Origin of the sequence: Myxococcus sp. AB025B (assembly GCF_006518215.1) — a bacterium.
GTDB classification, from domain to species: domain Bacteria; phylum Myxococcota; class Myxococcia; order Myxococcales; family Myxococcaceae; genus Myxococcus; species Myxococcus fulvus.
In genome coordinates this window covers 1-22,449 of record NZ_SRLW01000012.1, presented here as the reverse complement: position 1 = coordinate 22,449, position 22,449 = coordinate 1, and the positions used below count along the sequence as shown (strand labels likewise).

Sequence of the window (22,449 nt, the reverse complement as noted above, 5' to 3'; positions counted from 1 at the left end):
TCGGGAGTCAGCTCCCTGTTTGTCTGGACTCCTCGCGCTGTTCGAGGCGGCGCATGAAGTCATTCAGGTGTCGCGCCATCGTCGTGACGTGCGGTGGTTCGATCATCGTCTGGTGGTTTCCGGGGACGCCGATGAGCTCCAGCCCGCCGCGCACCAGCTCCTGCCAGGGGCGCTCGGGATGGAGCGGATGGGGCGGGGTGTACTCCTGGGCGCGCAGATAGATGGCGCGGCCCTCGGTGGGGCCGGGCTCGTAGCTGAACAGCGCGCGCATGTGCGCCTTCCAGACGGAGAGGAAGACCTGCAGGTCCACCAGGGAGAACGACTCCGGCACCGTGGCGCCATCGCGCGCGCGACGCAGCACCTCGAGCATCTGTGCCCGCGGCTCCAGTCCGCGCAGCAAGGTGATGAGCTCGGGTGACGAGTCCCCGAAGATGGCCGCGAGCAGCTCCGCGTCATCCTCGAAGCGCGTGGGGAGCTGACCCGGGCCCGGCGTGTCGAGGAAGACGAGCAGCTCGGGAGGGACGCCGAGCTGCCGCAGCCGCTGCGCCATCTCGTAGACGATGGTGCCGCCCATGGAGAGGCCCACCAGGTAGTAGGGCGGCTCGGGGCGCAGCTGGAGCAGCGCATTCAGGTGGACGGAGGCCAGCTGCTCGACGGTCTGGAGGGGCTCGCATTCTCCGTTCACGCCGGGCGCCTGGAAGCCGTAGACGGAGCGCTCGGGACCGAGGGCCCGGACCAGCTCCTGATAGCAGAACACCGTGCCGCCAATCGGGTGCATGCACAGCAGCGGCGGCAGGCGGTCGTCACGTCCTCGTTGGAGCAGGACGACGCCGTCGGGCAGGGACGGCGCCTTCGTGGTGGAGGCCACGGGCGCGCGTTGCTCCTCGAGCCACGCGGCGAGCGCCGCCACCGTGGGGCTCTGGAAGAGGACCTGCAGCGGGACCTTGAAGCCGAAGCGCTCGGACAGCTTCGCGACGAGCTGTGCGGCGAGCAATGAGTGCCCCCCCAGGTCGAAGAAGCTCGCCGTCACGTCGCGGACCTCGCGGCCCAGCACCTGAGCCCACAGCGCAGTGAGCTCTTCCTCGAGGGGTGTGCGCGGCGCCACGCGCGTCGAGTCGTCGGCGGACGCGGTGGGCCGAGGCAGGGCGCGATGGTCGACCTTGCCATTGGCGGTGAGCGGCAGCGCGGGCAGCACCACGAAGTCCGAGGGGACCATGTGCGGTGGCAAGCAGCCCTGGAGGAAGTCGCGGAGCGCGCGAGGCGCCAGCTCCGGTTCACTCGCGACGTAGCCGACGAGGCGCCGGTCGCCGGGGATGTCCTCGCGGACGAGGGCGATGGCGTCACGGACTTCGGGATGGGCGCGCAGCGCGGTCTCGACTTCGCCCAGCTCGATGCGGAAGCCGCGCAGCTTCACCTGGTTGTCGGTCCGGCCGATGAAGTCCAGCGCGCCGTCATGGCGAAGCCGGACGAGGTCTCCGGTGCGGTACAGCCGCGCGCCGGGCGTCGTCGAGAACGGATGCGGGACGAAGCGCTCGGCGGTGAGGTCGGCTCTGTCCCAATAGCCCCACGCGAGCCCGTCGCCGCCGACATACAGCTCGCCCGTGACGCCCGTGGGCACGGGCCTCAGGTGGGCATCGAGGACGTAGGCGGTGCTGTTGGCGATGGGCCGCCCGATGGGGACGGAGTGCTCCTGCGGCGTGCTCACGGGGTGCCAGCAACTGAATGTGGTGTTCTCCGTGGGACCGTAGACGTGGAGGAGCCTTTGAGGCGCGCCGGCGGAGAGGACCCGGTTGACGCACGCGAGGTCGGCGTTCTCCCCGCCGAAGAGGAGGAAGCGCAGCGCGGAGAAGGCCGAAGGCTCCGTGCGTGCGACGAGGTTGAAGAGCGCGGTGGTGAGGAACAGCGCGGTGATGCGCTCCTCGCGCAGCCGGCGAGAGAGCATGGCCGGGTCGATGACGTCGTCCTTGTCCAGGATGACGAGCGTCGCGCCGTTGAGCAGCGCGCCCCAGAGCTCGAAGGTGGAGGCGTCGAAGGCGATGGTGGCGGCCTGGCCGACGCGGTCGTCCGGTCCGAGCTGGACGTAGTCGGAGCCCAGGACGAGCCGGAGGACGGCGCGGTGGGGGATGCAGACTCCTTTGGGCCGGCCCGTGGAGCCCGAGGTGTACGTGACGTAGGCCAGGTCGTCCGGTCCGGTGTCGCGTGTGGGTCGGTCCGTCGCTTCGTCGTCGGTGAGGGCGAGGGCGTCGATGCACAGCGGTGCTGCGAGGCCCTTCGGCACGCGGGACACGAGTGAGGTCTGCGTGACGATGCACTGGACCTGCGCGTCCCGGGCCATCAACTCCAGCCGTTCGGAGGGGTAGTCCGGGTCGAGCGGCACGTAGGCACCACCGGCCTTGAGGATGGCGAGCAGCGTGACCACCAGCCGAGGCGAGCGGGGCAGGCACACGCCGACCCGAGGCAGTGCACGGCTCACGCCCTGGGCACGAAGCAGGTGCGCGAGCTGGTTGGCCTGTCGTTCCAGCGCCGCGTACGTGAGCACCGTGGTGCCATGCTGGAGGGCGATGGCCTCGGGCCGTCGGGTGGCCTGGGCCTCGAACAGGTCGACGATGGAACGCTCAGCCGGGTAGTCGCGAGCGGTGTCGTTCCACTCGACGAGCCATTGCTGTCTCTCTCGTGCGGAAAGCAGGTCGAACGCGTGGATGGAGGCATGGGGATGCCGGACCACATGCTCCATCAGCGCGCGGAGATGCCGCGCCATGCGCTCGATGGTCGCGGGTGAGAACAGGGCCGTGGCGTACTCGAAGACGCCCACGAGTCCATCCGCGGACTCCTCCAGGGAGAGCGTGAGGTCGAACTTCGACGTCCCGGGATGCAGCTCCACCGCGTCCACCGTGAGACCCGGGAGTTGAAGCTGACCGGTGGGCGCGTTCTGGAGAGCGAACATGACCTGGAGGAGAGGGCCATGAGAGAGGGAGCGCTCGACGCGGAGCTCATCGACGAGCTTCTCGAAGGGAAGTTCCTGGTGTGAGTAGGCGGAGAGGCAGACGTCGCGGGTGCGGAGGAGGACGTCGAGGAAGGAGGGGTTGCCGGAGAGGCGAGCGGGGAGGGGGAGTGTGTTGACGAAGAAGCCGATGAGGGACTCGAGCTGGGGGCGAGTGCGATTGGCGATGGGAGAGCCGACGAGGAAGTCGAGCTGGCCGGAGTAGCGGGAGAGGAGGAGCTGGAAGGAGGAGAGGAGCGCCATGAAGAGGGAGGCGCCGTGGTGACGAGCGAGGGAGTCGAGAGAGGAGCGGAGGGAGAGGGGGAGGGAGAAGCGGTGGAGGGCGCCGTCGAAGCGCTGGAGGGAGGGGCGAGGGAAGTCGGTGGGCAGCGAGAGGAGGTGGGGGACGCCGTCGAGGAGGCGAGTCCAGAAGGAGAGCTGGGAAGAGAGGAGGTCGCCGGAGAGGTGGGAGCGCTGCCAGGAGGAGAAGTCGGCGTACTGGAGGGAGAGGGGAGGCAGCGAGGGGGAGGAGAGCTCGCGGTAGAGGACGCCGAAGGACCAGCCGTCGGAGATGATGTGGTGGAGGTTGAGGAGGAGGACGTGGCGCTGGGGAGCCAGGCGGAAGAGGCGAGCGCGGAAGAGCGGACCCTTCTCGAGGTCGAACGGCGCCACTGCTTCGAGTTGCACGCGTCGCGTGGCCTCCTCATCGGGTGACTCCAGGGCGGAGAGGTCGAATCGCTCCCAGGACAGCTGTGCTGAGTCCTGGATGTGCTGGATGGGAGCACCGTGGCCTGGGAAGGTCGTGCGAAGAGACTCGTGTCGGTCCACGAGGCGCTGGAGGCGCGCGCGGAGCGCCTCGGCATCGAGCTCGCCGTCCAGTCGGAGCGCGAAGGGCATGTTGTAGACGCCCTGTTGCTCGTGGAGCTGGTTAAGGAACCAGAGTCGCTCCTGCGCGAAGGAGAGCGGAGGCGCCGTGTCCCGAGTCCTCCGGGGAATGAGCCCGGAGTCTTGTATCGAGGGCGAGGTTCCGAGGAGCTTCTCCACGGCACGCGCGAAGCGTTCGAGCGTCGGCGCCTCGAAGAGCAGCTTCACGGGAACGGTGACACCGAGCGATTCTCGCGCACGGGAGACGACCTGTGTGGCGAGCAGCGAGTGCCCGCCCAGCTCGAAGAAGTTCGCCGTGACACTGAGCTGTTCGAGCTGGAGGACCGAGGACCAGATGTCCGCCAACGCCACTTCCAGCCCGGTGCGAGGCGCCACGAAGTCCTCGACGGCGCCTCCCTCCGGGGCGGGGAGTGCGCGTCGGTCGACCTTGCCGTTCGGTGTCAGGGGCAGCGCATCGAGCACGACGAATGCCGACGGCACCATGTGTGCCGGGAGCTGGCTCCGCAGGTGCTCACGAAGTGTCGTCGCGGTCGTGGAGGTCGCGGCGTAGGCCACCAGGCGTCTGTCTCCGGGAGAGTCCTCGCGGACGAGGGCGATGGCGTCGCGGACCTCGGGATGTGCACGCAGCGCGGCTTCAATCTCGCCCAGCTCGATGCGGAAGCCGCGCAGCTTCACCTGGTTGTCGGCGCGACCGATGAACTCCAGCTCACCGTCCTGGCGGAGCCGGACGAGGTCCCCGGTTCGATAGAGCCGAGCCCCTGGAACCGAAGAGTCCGGATGCGGAACGAAGCGCTCGGCGGTGAGGTCGGGTCTGTTCCAATAGCCCCACGCGAGGCCCTCGCCACCGACATGCAGCTCGCCGGTGACTCCGAGGGGAACGGGTTGCCCGTGGGCATCCAGGACGTAGGCCGTGCTGTTGGACACGGGGCGACCGATGGGAACCGAGTGCTCCTGTCGCTGACGCACCGGATACCAGCTGCTGTAGGTGCTGTTCTCCGTCGGGCCGTAGAAGTTCGCGAGCTGCCCGGGGGCGCCATGGGTGAGCACGTCGTTCACACAGGACGGGTCCGCGGCCTCTCCGCCGAACCCCAGCCATCGCAGACCCTTGAAGACTTCCGGCTGGGAGCGCGCGACGAGGTTGAACAGCGCGGTGGTGAGGAAGAGGGTGGTGATTCGCTCGTCCTGGATGCGGCGGTTGAGCAGCACCGGGTCGAGGACCTCGTCCTTGTCCAGGATGACGAGCGTCGAGCCGTTGAGCAGCGGAGCCCACAGCTCGAAGGTGGAGGCATCGAAGGCGATGGTCGCGGCCTGTCCAACGCGGTCGTCAGGGCCGAGCCGGATGTGGTCGGCCTCGCGAACCATGCGCACCACGCCGCGATGGGGAATGCAGACACCCTTGGGAAGGCCCGTGGAGCCCGAGGTGTAGATGATGTGCGCCAGGTCCTCCGACGTGCTCTCACGAGGAAGCGCGCTCGCATCGGACCTCGTCGGTTCCTCGGCAGGTGACTCGAGACTCAGCACCGGGATGTCCGAGGAGAACGTCGAGCGGAGCGCGTCGAGGCTCACGATGGCGACGACCCGAGCGTCTCGGACCATGAAGTCGAGTCGCTCGGAGGGATAGTCCGGGTCGAGCGGCACGTAGGCGCCACCGGCCTTGAGGATGGCGAGCAGCGTGACGACCAGTTCAGGAGTGCGAGGCAGGCAGACGCCGACCTGGGGACGCGCACGGCTCACCCCCTGTCCACGCAGGCGTCGCGCGAGACGATTGGCGCGAGCGTCGAGTTCTCCATAGGTGAGGCTCGTCGACCCGTGCCGCACGGCGATGGCGTGGGGACGCAGGGACACCTGCTCCGCGAACAGGTCGATGATGGACGCACCGGCCGGGAAGGCGCGGGCCGTGTCATTCCACTCGACGAGCCACCGAGTGCGCTCCTTCGCGGAGAGCACGTCGAGAGAGTGGATGGGCGCGTGAGGGTTTCGCGCGACCTGCTCCATCAGGTTCCGGAGATGCTCGGCCATCCGCGCCACGGTGTCCGGCGAGAACAGGGTCGTGGCGTACTCGAAGACGCCGTTCAGTCCGTGCGGCGTCTCCTCGATGAAGAGCGTGAGGTCGAACTTCGACGTCCCGGGATGCAAATCGAGATGCTCGACCGTGACGCCCGGCAAGGTGGGCGGGACACCGGGCGCGTTCTGGAGAGCGAACATGACCTGGAGGAGAGGGCCATGAGAGAGGGAGCGCTCGACGCGGAGCTCATCGACGAGCTTCTCGAAGGGAAGCTCCTGGTGTGAGTAGGCGGAGAGGCAGACGTCGCGGGTGCGGAGGAGGACGTCGAGGAAGGAGGGGTTGCCGGAGAGGCGAGCGGGGAGGGGGAGTGTGTTGACGAAGAATCCGATGAGGGATTCGAGCTGGGGGCGAGTGCGATTGGCGATGGGAGAGCCGACGAGGAAGTCGAGCTGGCCGGAGTAGCGGGAGAGGAGGAGCTGGAAGGAGGAGAGGAGCGCCATGAAGAGGGAGGCGCCGTGGTGACGAGCGAGGGAGTCGAGAGAGGAGCGGAGGGAGAGGGGGAGGGAGAAGCGGTGGAGGGCGCCGTCGAAGCGCTGGAGGGAGGGGCGAGGGAAGTCGGTGGGCAGCGAGAGGAGGTGGGGGACGCCGTCGAGGAGGCGAGTCCAGAAGGAGAGCTGGGAAGAGAGGAGGTCGCCGGAGAGGTGGGAGCGCTGCCAGGAGGAGAAGTCGGCGTACTGGAGGGAGAGGGGAGGCAGCGAGGGGGAGGAGAGCTCGCGGTAGAGGACGCCGAAGGACCAGCCGTCGGAGATGATGTGGTGGAGGTTGAGGAGGAGGACGTGGCGGTGGGGAGCCAGGCGGAAGAGGCGAGCGCGGAAGAGCGGACCCTTCTCGAGGTCGAACGGCGCCGCGGCCTCGCGCTGGAGGACCTCCTGGAGGTCGTCTGGAGACGAGGTCAGGTCGACGACCCGCCAGTCGAGGTCCATGTCCTCGGAGATGACCTGCGTGGGAGTTCCGCCCCCAGGAAAGCGCGTGCGCAGAGACTCGTGACGAATGACGACGGCTCGAAGACGCTCACGAAGCGCGGGGACATCGAGCTCACCTTCGAGTCTCAGCCCGAAGGGCATGTTGTAGACGCCCTTCTGGTCATGGAGCTGGCTGAAGAACCAGAGTCGCTCTTGAGCGAACGACAGGGGCAGCGCCGAGTCCCGGCTCACCGTGGGAATGTGCGTGGACCCGGTGGGCTGGGGTTCGCCGAGGAGCTGCTCCAGCACGCGCGCCAGGGACTCGATGGTGGGTGACTCGAAGAGGGCTCGGACGGGGACGTGGACACCGAGCGTGTCCTGGAGGCGGGAGACGACCTGGGTCGCGAGCAGTGAATGCCCACCGAGGTCGAAGAAGCTCGCGGTGACACTGACGCGCTCCAAGGACAGCACCGTGCTCCAGATGTCGACGAGTCGCGACTCCAGCTCCGTGCGAGGCGCGACGAAGTCCTCGGCGTCGAGCAGGCCGAGGCTCGGAGTCGGAAGCGCGCGTCGGTCCACCTTCCCGTTGGGCGTCAGCGGAAGCGAGTCGAGGACGACGACCGTCGAGGGGACCATGTAGCTGGGGAGTCGGCGTCCCAGCTCCTCGCGAAGCCGGGTCCCCTCCACCTGCGTCACGGCATAGGCCACGAGGCGTCTGTCCCCCGGAGTGTCCTCCCGGACGAGGACGGCGGCGTCACGGACCTCGGGATGCGCACGCAGCGCGGCTTCAATCTCGCCCAGCTCGATGCGGAAGCCGCGCAGCTTCACCTGGTTGTCGGCGCGGCCGATGAACTCCAGCTCTCCATCCTGGCGGAGTCGGACGAGGTCTCCCGTGCGATAGAGCCGAGCCCCTGGCACCGAGGAGCTCGGATGGGGAACGAAGCGCTCCGCGGTGAGGTCGGGCCTATCCCAGTAACCCCACGCGAGGCCGTCACCACCGACATGCAGCTCACCGGTGACACCGACGGGGACGGGTTGCCCGTGGGCGTCCAGGACATAGGCCGTGCTGTTGGACACAGGGCGGCCGATGGGCACCGAGCGCTCCGAGGACGGCCGCGCCCGATACCACGTGCTGTAGGTGCTGTTCTCGGTGGGGCCATACCCGTTCACGAGCGCGCCAGGAGCGCCATGCGTCAGCACGCTCTGGAGACACGTGGCATCCGCGGCCTCGCCACCGAAGATGACCCAGCGCAGGCCGGAGAACGCATCCGGGTGCACGCGCGCCGTGTGGTGGAAGATGGCGGTGGCCACGACGAGCGCGGAGATGCGCTCCTCCCTCAACCGGCGAGCGAAGACCGAGGGCTGGAGGAGCTCGTCCTTGTCGAAGACGACCAGCGTGGCCCCGTTGAGCAGCGCGCCCCAGATCTCCAACGTGGAGAGGTCGAACGTCACGGTGGTGACCTGGGCCACCCGGTCGTCGGGCCCCAGGCGGACCTGGTCCGGGTCCAGCGCCATGCGCACGACGCCTCGATGTGGAATGCAGACGCCCTTGGGGCGCCCCGTGGAGCCCGAGGTGTAGATGATGTGGGCCAGGTCCTCCACGGTGCTGTCGCTCGGCAGCGGCGTGGCGTCGGTGCGCTCCAACGTGTCGAGCTTCACCGTGCGCCACGGACCCTCGGGCAGCCGCTCACTCAACGCGCCCTGGGAGACGAGGGCCGTGAGGCGTGCGTCGTGGGCCATGAAGGCCAGCCGTTCGGTGGGGTGCTCCGGGTCGAGCGGGACGTAGGCCCCGCCCGCCTTGATGGTCGCGAGGAACGCGACGATGAGGTCCGCGGACCGGGGCAGGCACACGCCGACCTGCGGACTCCGACGGTCGACGCCTCGCGCGCGCAGCACCCGGGCGAGCGCATTGGCGCGGGCATCGAGCTGGGCATATGTCAGCTCGGACACTCCGTGCCGCACGGCCACGGCGTCGGGATTGCGCGCCACCTGCGCGTCGAAGAGCGCTCCGAGCGGTGTCTGCGACGGGTACGCGCGCGTCGTGTCGTTCCACTCGACCAACCACCGTTGCTGCTCATCCTCGGAGAGCAACGAAGCCCGGGCGCAGGCACGTTCCGGCGCACGGACGAAGGTCTCGGCGAGCCGGACGAAGTGCTCCGCCATCCGCGCGACGGTGGGCTCGGAGAACAACGCGGTGGAGTACTCGAGGGTGCCTCGCCATCCGTTGGACGAGGGCTCCACCGAGAGGAAGAGCTCGAAGCGCGCCGTGCCCGTGTCCACCTCCAGCGGCGCGACCTGGACACCTGGAAGGCGAAGCTGTCCCCCCGGTGCGTTCTGGAGCGCGAACAGCACCTGGACCAGCGGGCTGCGTCCCGGCTCCCGTTCGACTTGGAGCTCGTCGACGAGCCGCTCGAAGGGATGCTCCTGATGTGCGTAGGCGCCGAGGCACGCGTCACGGGTGCGATGGAGGACGTCGCGGAAGGACGGGTTGCCGGAGAGACGGGCGGGGAGGGGAAGGGTGTTGACGAAGAAGCCGATGAGCGATTCGAGCTGGGGCCGCGTGCGATTGGCGATGGGAGAGCCGACGAGGAACTCGAGCTGGCCGGAGTAGCGGGAGAGGAGAACCTGGAAGGTGGCCAGCAAGGCCATGAAGAGCGTGGCGCCTTCATTCTGTGCGAGTCCTTCGAGGGCCTCGACCAGCGGCAGCGGAAGCGAGAAGCGGTGGAGCGCGCCCTCGATGCGTTGACGTGGCGGGCGAGGGAAATCGGTGGGCAGCGCGAGGACGTGAGGAACACCGTCCAGCAGTCGCTTCCAGAACGTCTGCCGCGTCGCGAGGGCCTCACCCGCGAGCCGCACCCGCTGCCACGATGAGTAGTCGGCGTACTGGATGGAGAGCGGAGGCAGGACCGGGGCCGTGCCCTCGACTCGCGCGGCGTACTCGGTGGACAGCTCCCGGAAGAGCACTCCGAAGGACCAACCGTCGGAGATGATGTGGTGCAGGTTGAGCAACAACAGGTGTCGCTGCTCGGCCCACGTCACGAGCAGCGCTCGAAAGAGCGGACCCCGGGCCAGGTCGAAGGGGCGTTCCGCCTCCGCCTGCACCCGTCCTCGCGCCTCCTCCAGGGACGCAGCGGACCGCCGCTCCAGTGGGATGGACCACGACTCCAGGACCGCTTGCTCGGGCGCTCCTTCGCCGGGGAAGCACGTGCGCAGGGATTCGTGCCGGGCCACCAGGGCCCGCAGGCTCTGCTCCAGCAGGGAGGCCTCGAGTGGCCCGTCCACCTGGAACGCCATCGGGAGCGAGTAGACCGCGCTGCCCGGCATCCATCGGTCGAGGAACCACAGTCGCTGCTGGGCGAACGAAGGGACTCGACGCTCGGCACCCACGGCACGTGGGATGAGGCCTTCATCCTCGTTGTCCGACGGAGCCTCCTCGAGGCCCGCGCACAGCTCGCGCAGGACGGGCTGGTCGAAGAGGGCACGCAGGGGGATGTGCCGCCGCGTCGCCTCGCGCATGCGGGTGACCGCCTGGGTCGCGAGCAGTGAGTGGCCTCCCAGGTCGAAGAAGTTCGCGGTGGCGCTCACCGCGTCCATCCCCAGCACCTCCGCCCAGATGCGCGCGACGGTCTGCTCGAGCCCTGTCTCCGGCGCGACGAGCTCCGAGGCCGCCTGGGGCGCGGGCAGCCGCGCGCGGTCCACCTTGCCATTGGGGGTGAGCGGCAGCGCCTCCATCACCACGATGGCGGACGGGACCATGTGCCCGGGGAGCTGGCGCTGGACGTGCTCCCGCAGCTCCGACGACGAAGCCCTCGCGACGACATACGCGACCAGTCGGCGGTCTCCGGGCGAGTCCTCTCGAACGAACGCGAGCGCCTCCGTCACACGCGCGTGCTGGCGCAGCGCGCTCTCCACTTCACCCAGCTCGATGCGGAAGCCTCGCAGCTTCACCTGATGGTCGCGCCGTCCGATGAACTCCACCGCGCCATCGGGTCGCACGCGGGCGAGGTCCCCCGTGCGGTACATGCGACCTCCAGGCGTGTCGCTCCACGGGTCCGGCAGGAATCGCTCACCCGTCAGGTCCGCGCGCCGCCAGTAGCCCCACGCGAGCCCCAGTCCTCCCGTGTACAGCTCGCCCACCTCTCCATCCGGGACGGCGCGGAGCGACTCGTCCAGCACGTACATCCGAGTCCCCGAGATGGACCGGCCAATGGCCACGGCCGTCGAGTCCTCCTCCGCCAGCGCGCCCCGCATGGGGTGGAAGCTGGTGAAGGTCGTGTTCTCCGTGGGGCCGTAGAAGTTGACCAGTCGCACGTGGGGAAGCTGCGCCAGGGCCTTGCGCGCATGGGGCACGGAGAGGACCTCGCCTCCGGTGAGCAGCTCGCGCACCTTCGCCGTGCCGGGCAACCCCAGCTCCACGAGCTGATGGAACAAGCCCGTGGTCATCCAGACCATCGTCACCCCCTGCGCTTCGAGGAACGGCCCCAGCTCATCCAGGCCCGCGGCGCCCTGGGTGAACACCGCCAGCCGCGCCCCGTTGAGCAGCGAACCCCAGATTTCGAACGTCGACGCATCGAAGGCGACGGGCGCGAGCTGCAGCAGCACGTCCTCGGGCGTCACGTCGACATAATTGGTCCCCAACACCAACCGCAGCACCCCGCGATGCGGCACGCAGACGCCCTTGGGCCTGCCCGTGGAGCCCGAGGTGAAGACGACATACGCCAGATCATCCGGGCACACGTCTCGCGCGGGAGGATGGTGGGGGAGCACGGCCAGCGCGTCGCCGAGGACATCCAGACACAGGCGCACGCCCTCCGAGGGCAGTCGTGGCAGCAGCGACGTGCGCGTGATGATGACCCGCACGTCCGCGTCCTGGGCCATCAGCGCCAGGCGCTCGGAGGGATAGTCCGGGTCGAGCGGCACGTAGGCACCACCGGCCTTGAGGATGGCCAGGAGCGTGACGAGCAGCTCCGCCGAGCGCGGCAGGCAGACGCCCACCCGAGGGTTCTCGCGTCCGACACCCTCCGCGCGCAGCCGCCACGCGAGCTGGTTGGCCCGCCGCTCCAGCTCCGCGTACGTCAGGCTCTCGCCGTCACTGGTGAGCGCCAGGGCCCGGGGCCGCAGGGCGACCTGGGCTTCGAAGGCCTCCGCGATGCTGGCTGGAGAGGAATCCTGCGGGAGGGTCGACAAGGAGGGGGCGTCGAGCATGTCAACGCGTCGCCCCCAGGAGATGAGAGACGGTGGCTGCCGCGTGCGACACGGCAGCCGATGGGACAGGGCGTCACGCGTGAGACATATCTAGGAGGCCTGGCCAGACAGACGCAAGATTGGCTGGCCCTCCCCGCCCTGGTGAGGCGGATCTGAAACTGAGTTGTGTTTCAGGCCGTTGTTCTCACGGGTGACTCGTCGGGTCCGCCGGATTCGTCCCGGCCGCGCGCTCGTCCCCGTCCCGCACGCCGTCGAGGTCCCGGTCGATGCCGATGCGTGTGCCCGAGCCGAGCGGCACGCAGGTGTACGTCAACACGCCGCCGCTCGCGGTGGTGGCCGTCCGCACCGTCGCATCCGTCACCGCCGGCAGGGCCTGCCGGTCCGACGTGAACTTCCCACCTCCCACGTAGAGCAGGCCCACCTCGTGCGAGCCCACCCGGCCCTTGGCCACCAGGTCACACTCGCCTGCGTTGGCGCGCGCCAGCAGCAGGTCGATGCGCGGCCCCACCACGGCCGCGCGCGCGGCCGTCAGCGTCACCTGCTGCCCGACGATGGGCGCCAGGTTCGTGTCGAACGCGAGCATGAACTGCTCCATGTTCAGCTTCGCCGTGTGGCCCTCGGGCGTGTTCGGGATGCCCACGGAGTTGAAGATGGGGTGGAAGTCGAAGCCGCTGTTGAAGGTGAGCAGCGTGGGGACGCTGCCGTCGCTCAGGAAGCCGAAGCCCCGGACCTGGTCTCCCAGGAAGGGGTCGATGGGAGAGTTGCCGCTGACGAACGGCGCGCCGAACATGCCCACCTTCTGGTACGCGTTGCGCAGGTGCGGCACCTTCGGGAACTGCGGCTCCACGTCGAAGGAGGACTGGCCCGCCGTGCCGAAGAAGCCCTTGAACGCACCCTCGGACGGGTTCGCCTCCGGGTCGATGACATGGCACGCGCCGCAGGAACCGTGGAAGAACGTCGTCGTGTTCAGGAAGAAGTCCCGCCCCGCCGCCTGCGCGGGCGTCAGCGAGTTGTCCAGGTGGCGGATGGGGTTGGGCGGATAGACGACCTGGAGCACGAAGTCGGTGAACTTCTGCATCTGCGCCGGCGTGAGCGTCGTGTCGCGGCCCAGCAGGTCCACGAAGGCCGGGTTGAACTGCTTGAAGGCCGCCGCCTCGTCATGGGAGCCCGAGTTGGGTTGCGCGGTGGCCGCGTCGAAGCCGCCGTTGCGGTCGCCTCGCCAGTGCATGGGGCCCTGGTTCGCCATGCCGCGCAGGCTCTGCGTCGCCATGGGGCCCTTGAGCGGATGGAACGCGGTGGACTGGCCGAACGTCGGGTCGTCGCCGAACTCCGGGAGGATGGGGACGATGGGGCTCGGGTTGGCCTTCACCACGCCGTCCGGGTTGCCCAGGTCCCACGCCAGGCTGTCGAAGTCGCCGAAGATGTGGCAGCTGCCGCACGACGAGTCACCATGGCTGGAGCTCAGCCGCGCGTCGTAGAGGAAGGGGCGGCCCTCGACGACGCTCGCGGGCTCCGGGTTGTACATGGGCAGGTGGGCGATCTCCTGGCGCGTCGTCGTGTTGATGACGGAGATGGCGTTGTCGAAGCGCGTCAGCACGTAGATGCGCCGCCGGGCCTCGTCCAGCACCATGCCCGTGGGCCCGCCGCCGGAGAGGAGGATTTGATTCGCCGTGCTCGGCACGAACGTCCCGTTCTCCAGCGCGGCCGTGGAGTAGACGCCCAGCTTCGACGAGCCGAACGCCGCCACGAACAGCGTCGAGCCGTCCGCCGTCACCGCCATGCCCAGCGGCTGCGCCAGGCTCTTCTCGCTCTCCGCGTTGGGCGTGGGCGCGCAGCACACGTCGTAGTCGATGTGCTTGTTGAGGTGGCGCGGCGTCACGCTCGAGTTTCCGAGCACGGTGATGCGGCTCTCGTGCAGGTGGCCGCGCAGGGAGCTGCCCGCGAAGGTGCCCGGCCCTTCGAAGCGCAGGTCGTTGCGCGCCTCGGTGTTGCTGACGTACACCTTCCCGTTGACCGGGTTGACGGCCATGTTGAACAGGATGGTGCCCACGCCCGAGTACACGCTCCCGGGGCCGTGGATGGGCGCGGGAGGGTTGGCGTTGGCGTTGAGGGTGAAGACGTCCTTGTCCGGCAGCGAGAAGCGCACCGACGACGTCCACGAGCGGTTCAGCACGTCCACCCAGTCCTGACCGTTGTGCTTGAGCAGGACGCCGACCTCCGGGGCGCGGACGCCCGCGAAGTTGGTGTTGGGGCCGGGGACTCCGCCCACGGCCTCGCCGCCGTCCGGCACCGCCAGCTCATGCATCACCGTGGTGCGGTTGCCGGAGTGGAAGGCCGCCGCGTACACCCGCGAGCCGTCCGGAGTCACCGCCAGCGCCCGGGGCGTGTCCGCGAACAGGGAGACGATGGTGAGCGGCGTGCCGCCCAGCGTGGACCCCAGCTGCTCCGAGTCGAACACCCACACGTCCGCGCGGCCGATGCCCGGCGTGGTGAGCTTCGGGTCGAACGGCGCGTTCTGGCCGCGGTGCGCCGCGGTGATGAACGCGCGCCGACGTCCAGGACCGGCGAAGACCAGGTCCCGGGGCTCGTCGCCCACGAGCAGCGTGCGCGTCACCACGCCCCCCTGTCCGTCCGCGTCCACGCGCACCACGCTCACGCTGTCCGACAGGTGGTTGACGACCCAGACCTCGTCGTTCGTCCGCGCGGCCACCGCCACGGGCTCCAGGCCCACGGGCACCGAGCCCCGGTGGGTGAGGCCGTTGTTCGCGACGCGGAAGATCTCCAGCCGGTTGTCCGGCGTGTTGACGGCGAAGAGCAGCTTGCCATCGGGGGACAGCGCGAGCGGCCGCACCTGCCCGCTCTCGAACAGCGTGAAGGACGAGGCCTGGGCTCGGGGGCCCGCAACGACTCCCGCCACCAACAACAGCGCGACGACGCTTCTTACGGCACCAGCTCGAACAGCCGCACACGAGGCTTTCACGGTGATGCGCTCCAGGGGATGGGTGACGATTCCTTCCCTCCGACAGGGGAGTGACGGGAGGGTGGGAATGGGCAATCTTCCGTGGTTCCGCACCGTGACGTAAATGCTGACATCACGACGCGTGAAGGTTTGACACGCGGGCGGGCCGCGCTTGACAGACGCCATTCGTTGAGTCGCGAAGGGGGGACGGTGGTTGGGACTGGAGCGTCCGGACCGACCCATGGCATGTGTGGACGCGCTGGACCTTGACAGGAGTGTGAGCGGATGGCCTGGAAGATGCCCGAGGAACCCTTTGTCGACGCGGAGCCTGACTCCCTGCTGGAGACCGTCATCGTCCCGCGCACGCGGGATCTGGGAGACGGCTTCGAGGTGCGCCGGGCGCTGCCGTCGTCGCGGCGGCGGATGGTGGGTCCGTTCATCTTCATGGACCAGATGGGCCCCGCGGTGCTCCAGGCCGGCAAGGGGCTGGACGTGCGGCCCCATCCGCACATCGGTCTGGCCACGGTGACGTATCTGTTCGAGGGCGAGGTGCTCCACCGCGACTCGCTGGGCGTGGTGCAGCGCATCCGCCCCGGCGCGGTGAACTGGATGGTGGCCGGGCGCGGAATCGTCCACTCGGAGCGTACACCTCCGGAGCTGCGGGTCGCGTCCAACCGCATGTTCGGCATCCAGTTCTGGGTGGCGCTGCCCGGCAAGCACGAGGAGGACGCGCCGTCGTTCGTCCACACGCCATCGGAGGCGCTGCCCGTCGTGCAGGATGGTGGCGTTGAGCTCAAGCTCATCGCGGGGGAGCTGGCCGGTGCGCGCTCGCCGGTGACGACGCAGTCGGCGCTCTTCTACGCGGACGTGAAGCTGGACGCGGGGGCGCGGCTTCCCGTGCCCGCGGTGCACGAGGAGCGCGGCCTCTTCGTCGCCGAGGGCCAGGTGGAGGTGGGCGGCGAGAGCTTCGGCCCCGGTCAGCTCCTGGTGCTGCGTCCGGGCAAGGAGGTGGTGGCGCGGGGCGGCGGGACCACGCGCTCCAGGCTGCTGCTCTTCGGCGGCGAGCCGATGGATGGGCCCCGGCACATCTGGTGGAACTTCGTCTCCAGCTCGAAGGAGCGCATCGAGCAGGCGAAGGAGGACTGGACGGCCCAGCGCATCGGTCAGGTCCCCGGTGAGTCGGAGTTCATTCCGCTGCCGGAGCCCGAGCCGAGCGTGCCCCGCTATCCCTGACGTGCCCCGCAAGACGGAGGCTTCGGGCCCCGCAGGCGTCACGCGTCTGCGGGGATTCCGGCGGCCCGCGAGTTGTTCGAACCTTGGACAGACATGACAACCTCCCGTGAGTCGCCGCTCGGACTGAGGGGAAGCCGACGGGCGAGGGGGCTGGTTGTGTTTGGATTGTGCCGTGAGGCATTCGGTGTAATTGCTTGCGTGCCGGCCCGGGGCGGTTGTCGCCGCCCGGAGAGGTCCGCATGCGGGGAGTCGCCGTGAGCCTTACTTGTGCCAAGGTCCAGGAGAAGACGGTTTCCGTGGGGGATTATCTGTGGCTCCGTCTCCAGGAGCTGGGGGTCCGTCATGTCTTCGGAGTGCCCGGAGACTTCAACCTGGGGATGCTGGAGCAGCTGTTGAAACAGCCCGGGTTGAGCTGGGTGGGGTGCTGCAACGAGCTCAACGCCGCCTATGCCGCGGATGGGTATGCGCGACTGAGAGGCATTGCCGCGCTCGCGACTGCGTATGGCGTGGGCGAGCTGAGCGCCGTCAACGGGCTGGCGGGCGCATATGCGGAGCGGGTGCCGGTGGTGGCCATCACCGGGGCACCCCCGTTGTCCCATATGCAGCGGCGCAGCTGGATACACCACACGCTGGGGGACGGTGAGTATGGCAATACGCTCGCCAGCATCGCGCCGTTCACCGCGGCGCGGGCGGTGCTGACACAGGCCAACGCGGCGATGGAGATCGACCGGGTGCTGCGCACGTGCCTGCGTGAGCGGCGGCCCGTGTACCTCCAGCTCCCCACCGACGTGTGCTTCCAGCAGGTGCCCGCGCCAGTGGCGCCGCTCGAAACGGAGGCGGCTGTCAGTGACAGGGCCAGCCTGCGCGCGCTGCTGGAGGAGCTGGTGCCCCGGCTGCGAGGGGCACGGCGCAGCGTGCTGCTGGTGGACAGCGACGCCCAGCGCTTCGGGCTGGGGCCCCAGGTGGTGGCGCTGGCGGAGTCCGCGGGGATGCCCATCGCGTCGCTGGGTTCGGGGCGAGGCCTCCTCGACGAATCCCACGGGGCCTTCCTGGGCTTCTACGGGGGGCGGCTGTCGGACCCGTACGTGCGGGAGTGGGTGGACGGGGCCGACTGCGTGGTGGGCCTGTCCACGCGCTTCATGGACCTCAACACGCACTCCTTCACCCAGCGGCTGGAGCCCTCGCGGTTCGTGGACCTTCAGCCCACCATGGCGGCGTTGGGGCGGGCGGAGTCTCCGTGGCTGCCCTCGCTGTACAGCGGGCTGGTGCTGGGCGAGGTGCTGGAGGCCCTGCGCGAGGCGGTGGGCAGTCGGAAGCGGCAGGACTTCGTGCCTCGCTTGCTGCGACTCCGGTCCCAGGCGGCCTCCAGGCCAGTGGCCCCGGTGGCGAGGAGCGAGGGGCCCCTGACGCACGCGCAACTGTGGCCCGCGCTGTCCGCGCTGCTGGAGCCGGAGGATGTGCTCGTGGTCGAGGCGGGCAGCCCCATGGTGGGCTTCGCCTCCGCGCAGCTGCCACGGGGCGTGAGCTGGGTGGCCCAGCCGCTGTGGTGCTCCATCGGCTACACGCTGCCGGCGGTGCTGGGCACCAGCCTGGCGGCCCCGGAGCGGCGCCAGTTGCTCTTCATCGGGGACGGCTCGTTCCTCATGACGGCGCAGGAGCTCTCCACGCTGCTGCACCTGAAGCTCAAGCCGCTGGTGTTCCTCATCAACAACGCGGGCTACACCGTGGAGCGCCTCATCGTCGGTCCTCGGTCCGTCTACAATGACATCCCGAAGTGGAACTACCCGGCCATCTGCGATGCGCTGGGGCCGCCGGGGCAGGCGCTGACCCTGCTCATCGAGAAGCCCGAGCAGCTGGCGCCGGTGCTGGCGGAGGCCGTGCGTGCCCAGCAGGAGGGACGTCTGGTGTTCGTGGAGGTCCGGCTGGCGCCGCTGGATGCCCCCGCTGGCCTGGCCCAGCTGGGCGCCTCCGTCTTTTCGCTGTCATATCGGGAGGACAGCGGATTGCCTCGCCCCTGACGCCTGGTGGCATTCCCTCTCAGGGGGTGTCCATGGGCAAATCCCTCTCAGGCTGGTAGCCTGGGAGGGTCGTACAACCCGTGGAAGTTCCCTGGAGGCACGAATGCAGGCTGGAAGGTTCGTCAGCGGTGCGTTGCTTGCGGTGGGGTTGATGCTGGTGGGCTGCGGTGGTCCCGTGGTGGAGGACGCCGAGGCGCAGGACCTCACGTCGCGCGAGGATGCCGCCCCCAATTGCAATGGAGTGTTCTACGAGCACACGTACTACAGCGATGCCACGTACACGAATGTCGTGGGCTTCCGAGGGTGCGACTGTGCCTTCTGGTTGAGCTTCGGTCGGACCACGGCGTTCGTCGAGTCCTACTACGGGACGTGTCGTTAGCCCGTCGCGCTGAAACGAAGACGGCCCGCCCCGGAAGTGCTCCCGGAGCGGGCCGCGGTGTCTGTGAATGACAGGCTCAGGCCGTGGCCGCGCGCACCGCCGCGAGCAGCTCGCCGGAGTCGACCAGGTTGCTCACCGCCTGGATGTCCTTGTGCAGCTCGCGGTCCTTCTCCATGTGCGGCACCTTGGAGCGGATGAGCTCGTAGGCCGCCAGCGCGCCCTTGCCGGGCTTGACGGGCAGTCGGAAGTCCAGCGCCTGCGCCGCCACCAGCATCTCGATGGCCAGACACGAGCGGGCGAAGTCTCCCACCTGACGGCCCTTGAGCGCCGCCGTCATGCCCATGGACACGTGGTCCTCACGGCCCGCGGACGACGGAATCGAGTCCACCGACGCGGGGTGGCTGAGCACGCGCGACTCGGCCACCAGCGCCGCGCTCGTCACCTGCGCGATCATGAAGCCCGAGTTGAGCCCGGAGTTCTTCGCCAGGAACGCCGGCAGCCCGGACAGCGCCGGGTTCACCAGCTGCTCCACCCGCCGCTCGCTGATGGAGGACAGCTGCGTGAGCGCCATCGCCACCACGTCCATCGCCAGCGAGATGGGCTGGCCGTGGAAGTTGCCGCCCGAGACGATGCGCTCGGTCTCCGTGAAGACCAGCGGGTTGTCCGTGGCGCTGTTGACCTCCACCTCCAGGATGCGCCGCGCGAAGGACAGGCCCTCGCGCGCCGCGCCGTGCACCTGCGGCATGCAGCGCAGCGAGTAGGGGTCCTGCACCTTGCTGCAGTTGATGTGGGTCTCCACCAGCTCGCTGTTCACCAGAATGCGCCGCAGGTGCGCCGCGCACGCCTTCTGGCCCGGATGGGCTCGGACGTCGTGGATCTCCGGGATGAAGGGCTTGTGGCTGCCCAGCAGACCTTCCAGCGTCATGGCGCCGGCGACGTCGGCCAGCTCCGCCAGGGACTCGGCGCGAAGCTGGAGCAGGGTGCCCACCGCGCACATCGCCTGGGTGCCGTTGACCAGCGCCAGGCCCTCCTTGGCCTCGAGGATGACCGGCTGCAGGCCCGCCATCTCCAGCGCCTTGCGCGCCGGCAGCCGCTGGCCCTGGTGGAACGCCTCGCCCTCGCCGATGAAGACCAGCGCCAGGTGCGCCAGGGGGGCCAGGTCGCCGGAGGCGCCCACGCTGCCGCGCTCGGGGACGACGGGGACGACGTCGCGGTTGAGCATGTCCAGCGCCAGCGTCAGCGTCTCCGGGCGGATGCCCGAGTAGCCCTTGGCGAGCACGTTGCAACGCAAGAGCAGCAGCGCGCGCGCTTCACCGTGGGGCAGGGGCGTGCCGACACCACAGGCGTGGGAGAGGATGAGGTTGCGCTGCAGGTCGCGCAGGTCCTTCTTGTCGATGCGGACCTCGGCCAGGGTGCCGAAGCCGGTGTTGATGCCGTAGGAGGGGGCGTCTCCCGCGGCGACCCGGTCCACCAGGGCTCGCGAGGCGCGGACCCGGGCGGCGGCCTCGGGGGCCAGCTCCACGGTCACCTCGTTGCGGGCGACCTGGAGGATCTGCTCCAGCGTCAGGGTGTCACCGTCGATGAGGATACGGGGGCGCGACATTGGGGGCTCCAAGGGGTGGTGGGATGCGAGACAGCCGGCAGCGGGGCTTTACACCGGGGAGTGGGGCTCGTATAGGTCCGCGCGACTGAAGAGGGAGGTCACGGTCCCCGTGGCGCTGATCGTCCAGAAGTACGGCGGTACCTCCGTTGGTGACACCGAGCGGATGAAGAACGTCGCCCGCCGCTGTCTGGCCGCCCAACAGGCGGGCCATGACGTGGTGGTGGTGGTCTCGGCGATGTCGGGTGAGACGAACCGGCTGCTCAAGCTGGTGGCGCAGATCACCGACCGGCCGGACGAGCGTGAGCAGGACGTCGTCGTGGCCACCGGGGAGCAGGTCTCCATCGGATTGGTGGCGATGGCCATCCAGGCCCAGGGGGGCAAGGCGACGAGCTTCCTGGGGCACCAGGTGCGCATCGTCACCGACAGCACCTTCTCGAAAGCGCGCATCAAGAGCATCGACGCGCAGCCCATCCGACAGGCCCTGTCCAAGGGGCACATCGTGGTGGTGGCGGGCTTCCAGGGCGTGGACGAGGAGGGGAGCGTCACGACGCTGGGGCGCGGAGGCTCGGACACCACGGCGGTGGCGGTGGCCGCGGCGCTGAGCGCGGATGCGTGTGAAATCTATACGGACGTCGACGGCGTCTACACCACGGACCCGAACATGGTCCCCGCCGCGCGCAAGCTGGAGCGCATCGCCTACGAGGAGATGCTGGAGCTGGCGAGCGTGGGCGCGAAGGTGTTGCAGATCCGCTCCGTCGAATTCGCCATGAAGTACAAGGTGCCGCTCTGGGTGAAGTCGTCGTTCACCCAGGATCCGGGCACACTCGTGTGTGAGGAGGACAAGTCCATGGAGGACGTGCTGGTCCGCGGCGTGGCGTATGACCGCAACGAGGCGAAGATCACCATCTGCGGCGTGCCGGACGTGCCGGGCGTGGCGGCGAAGATCTTCGGCCCGCTCGACGAGAAGCACATCGTGGTGGACCTCATCGTCCAGAACCAGTCCCGCGAGGGGCGCACGGACCTGACCTTCACGGTGGGCAAGTCGGACTTCCTCAAGGCGCAGGAGGTGGTGCGCGAGGCGGTGAAGGACATTCCGGTCTCCGGCATCGAGACGGACGACAACGTGGCCAAGGTGTCCATCGTCGGCGTGGGCATGCGCAACCACTCGGGCGTGGCGGCGCGGATGTTCACGGCGCTGTCGGCCGAGGGCATCAACATCCAGATGATCTCCACCTCGGAGATCAAGGTGTCGTGCGTGGTCCACTCCAAGTACACGGAGCTGGCGGTGCGGGCGCTGCATACGGCGTTCGGGTTGGATCAGCCGCTGCCGCCCGAGGGCGCGACGACGGTGTCGGAGACGGCGGCGCTCAAGGGCGAGAAGGTCTGAGCCGGTGGCGGGCCGGACGGCCGCGCTCGCCGTCGTCGCGTTGGCGGTGATGGGCGTCGGGGCGGTGGCCCGCTGGCGCTGGCCGGATTCCCGGTCAGCGTTGGATTGTCCTCCGGAGGCGGTGCGGATCCGGGCGGACGGGGTGGCGACGTGTGGTGAGGGTGAGGAGCCCACGGGGGCGGCGGCGCTGGCGTTGGGGCGCAGGCTGGACCTGAACGTCGCCACGGCGGAGGAGCTGGCGTTGTTGCCGGGTGTGGGGGCTTCGCTGGCGCGGGCGCTGGTGGAGGCTCGGGACGCGGCGGGCGGGTTCCGGAGCTGGGAGGCGGTGGACGAGGTCCCCGGGGTGGGAGAAGCCCGGTTGAAGACCCTCCAGGCGGCCACGGTGTTGGGCTCGCCTCCGGATGCCGGGCCCGTGTGGTAAGCACGCGGCGTGCAGATCGCCTGCCCTCAGTGCTCGATGCAGTATGCCTTGGATCCCCGCCTGCTTCCGCCGGGAGGGGCGTCGGTCCAGTGTACGCGCTGCGGCCATGTCTTCCTGGCCTCGCCGCAGGCGCAGACTCCGCGCCCCGTCGCCGCGGAGGGCGCTGGCCCCAAGACGCCGAGTGGCTCGTGGGGTACGGCGCCCGGTGGCAATCCCAGCTTGATGCGCACGCAGATCTTCGGCTCCGGCAAGGCGTCGGAAGGCGCTGGCGGTGCGCAGGTCGCGGGTGCCTCGGGCGTGCAGGGGACGACGCAGACCTTCGGCGCAGTCGGCGCTCCCGGAATGACGCAGGCCTCCGGCGTGGGGGCTCAGGGTTCGACGCAGACCTTCGGTGCGGTGGGTGCCCCTGGCA

Annotated in this window: 8 protein-coding genes and 1 pseudogene; 6 read left to right on the top strand and 3 right to left on the bottom strand. The window is 69.3% G+C overall.

What is annotated here, in order from left to right; translation table 11 throughout:
* Positions 1-7: 7 nt before the first annotated feature.
* Entirely contained in the window at positions 8-12,019 is a 12,012-nt protein-coding gene (locus FL311_RS03450) for a non-ribosomal peptide synthetase (RefSeq protein WP_194869040.1), read from the bottom strand.
* 202 nt (positions 12,020-12,221) lie between these two features.
* Positions 12,222-15,017, bottom strand: a complete 2,796-nt coding sequence (locus FL311_RS03445; RefSeq protein WP_141323431.1) for a hypothetical protein — start codon at positions 15,015-15,017, stop codon at positions 12,222-12,224.
* A 264-nt stretch (positions 15,018-15,281) separates the two neighbouring features.
* On the opposite strand from FL311_RS03445, the gene FL311_RS03440 reads away from it, so the two are divergent.
* The 3 genes from FL311_RS03440 to FL311_RS03430 all read left to right on the top strand — a co-directional run bounded on the left by FL311_RS03440 (position 15,282) and on the right by FL311_RS03430 (position 18,626).
* A complete protein-coding gene (locus FL311_RS03440; RefSeq protein WP_228556650.1) occupies positions 15,282-16,229 on the top strand; it encodes a pirin family protein in 948 nt (315 codons plus the stop codon).
* A gap of 254 nt (positions 16,230-16,483) precedes the next feature.
* Entirely contained in the window at positions 16,484-18,247 is a 1,764-nt protein-coding gene (locus FL311_RS03435; protein WP_194869039.1) for an alpha-keto acid decarboxylase family protein, read from the top strand.
* Positions 18,248-18,350: 103 nt separating this feature from the next.
* Positions 18,351-18,626: a hypothetical protein gene (locus tag FL311_RS03430; protein WP_141323429.1), complete on the top strand. Its 276-nt coding sequence runs from the start codon at positions 18,351-18,353 to the stop codon at positions 18,624-18,626.
* A gap of 76 nt (positions 18,627-18,702) precedes the next feature.
* Here FL311_RS03430 and hutH read toward each other — a convergent pair whose 3' ends face one another.
* Positions 18,703-20,229, bottom strand: a complete 1,527-nt coding sequence (hutH, locus tag FL311_RS03425; RefSeq protein ID WP_141323428.1) for a histidine ammonia-lyase — start codon at positions 20,227-20,229, stop codon at positions 18,703-18,705.
* 109 nt (positions 20,230-20,338) lie between these two features.
* Here hutH and FL311_RS03420 point away from each other — a divergent pair, with 109 nt between their 5' ends.
* The 3 genes and pseudogenes from FL311_RS03420 to FL311_RS03410 form a co-directional block, all read left to right on the top strand.
* Positions 20,339-21,616, top strand: a complete 1,278-nt coding sequence (locus tag FL311_RS03420; RefSeq protein ID WP_141323427.1) for an aspartate kinase — start codon at positions 20,339-20,341, stop codon at positions 21,614-21,616.
* Between the two features lie 4 nt (positions 21,617-21,620).
* A complete protein-coding gene (locus tag FL311_RS03415; protein WP_141323426.1) occupies positions 21,621-22,037 on the top strand; it encodes a helix-hairpin-helix domain-containing protein in 417 nt (138 codons plus the stop codon).
* Between the two features lie 48 nt (positions 22,038-22,085).
* Positions 22,086-22,449 (top strand): annotated as a pseudogene (locus FL311_RS03410) (zinc-ribbon domain-containing protein); the annotation flags it as partial.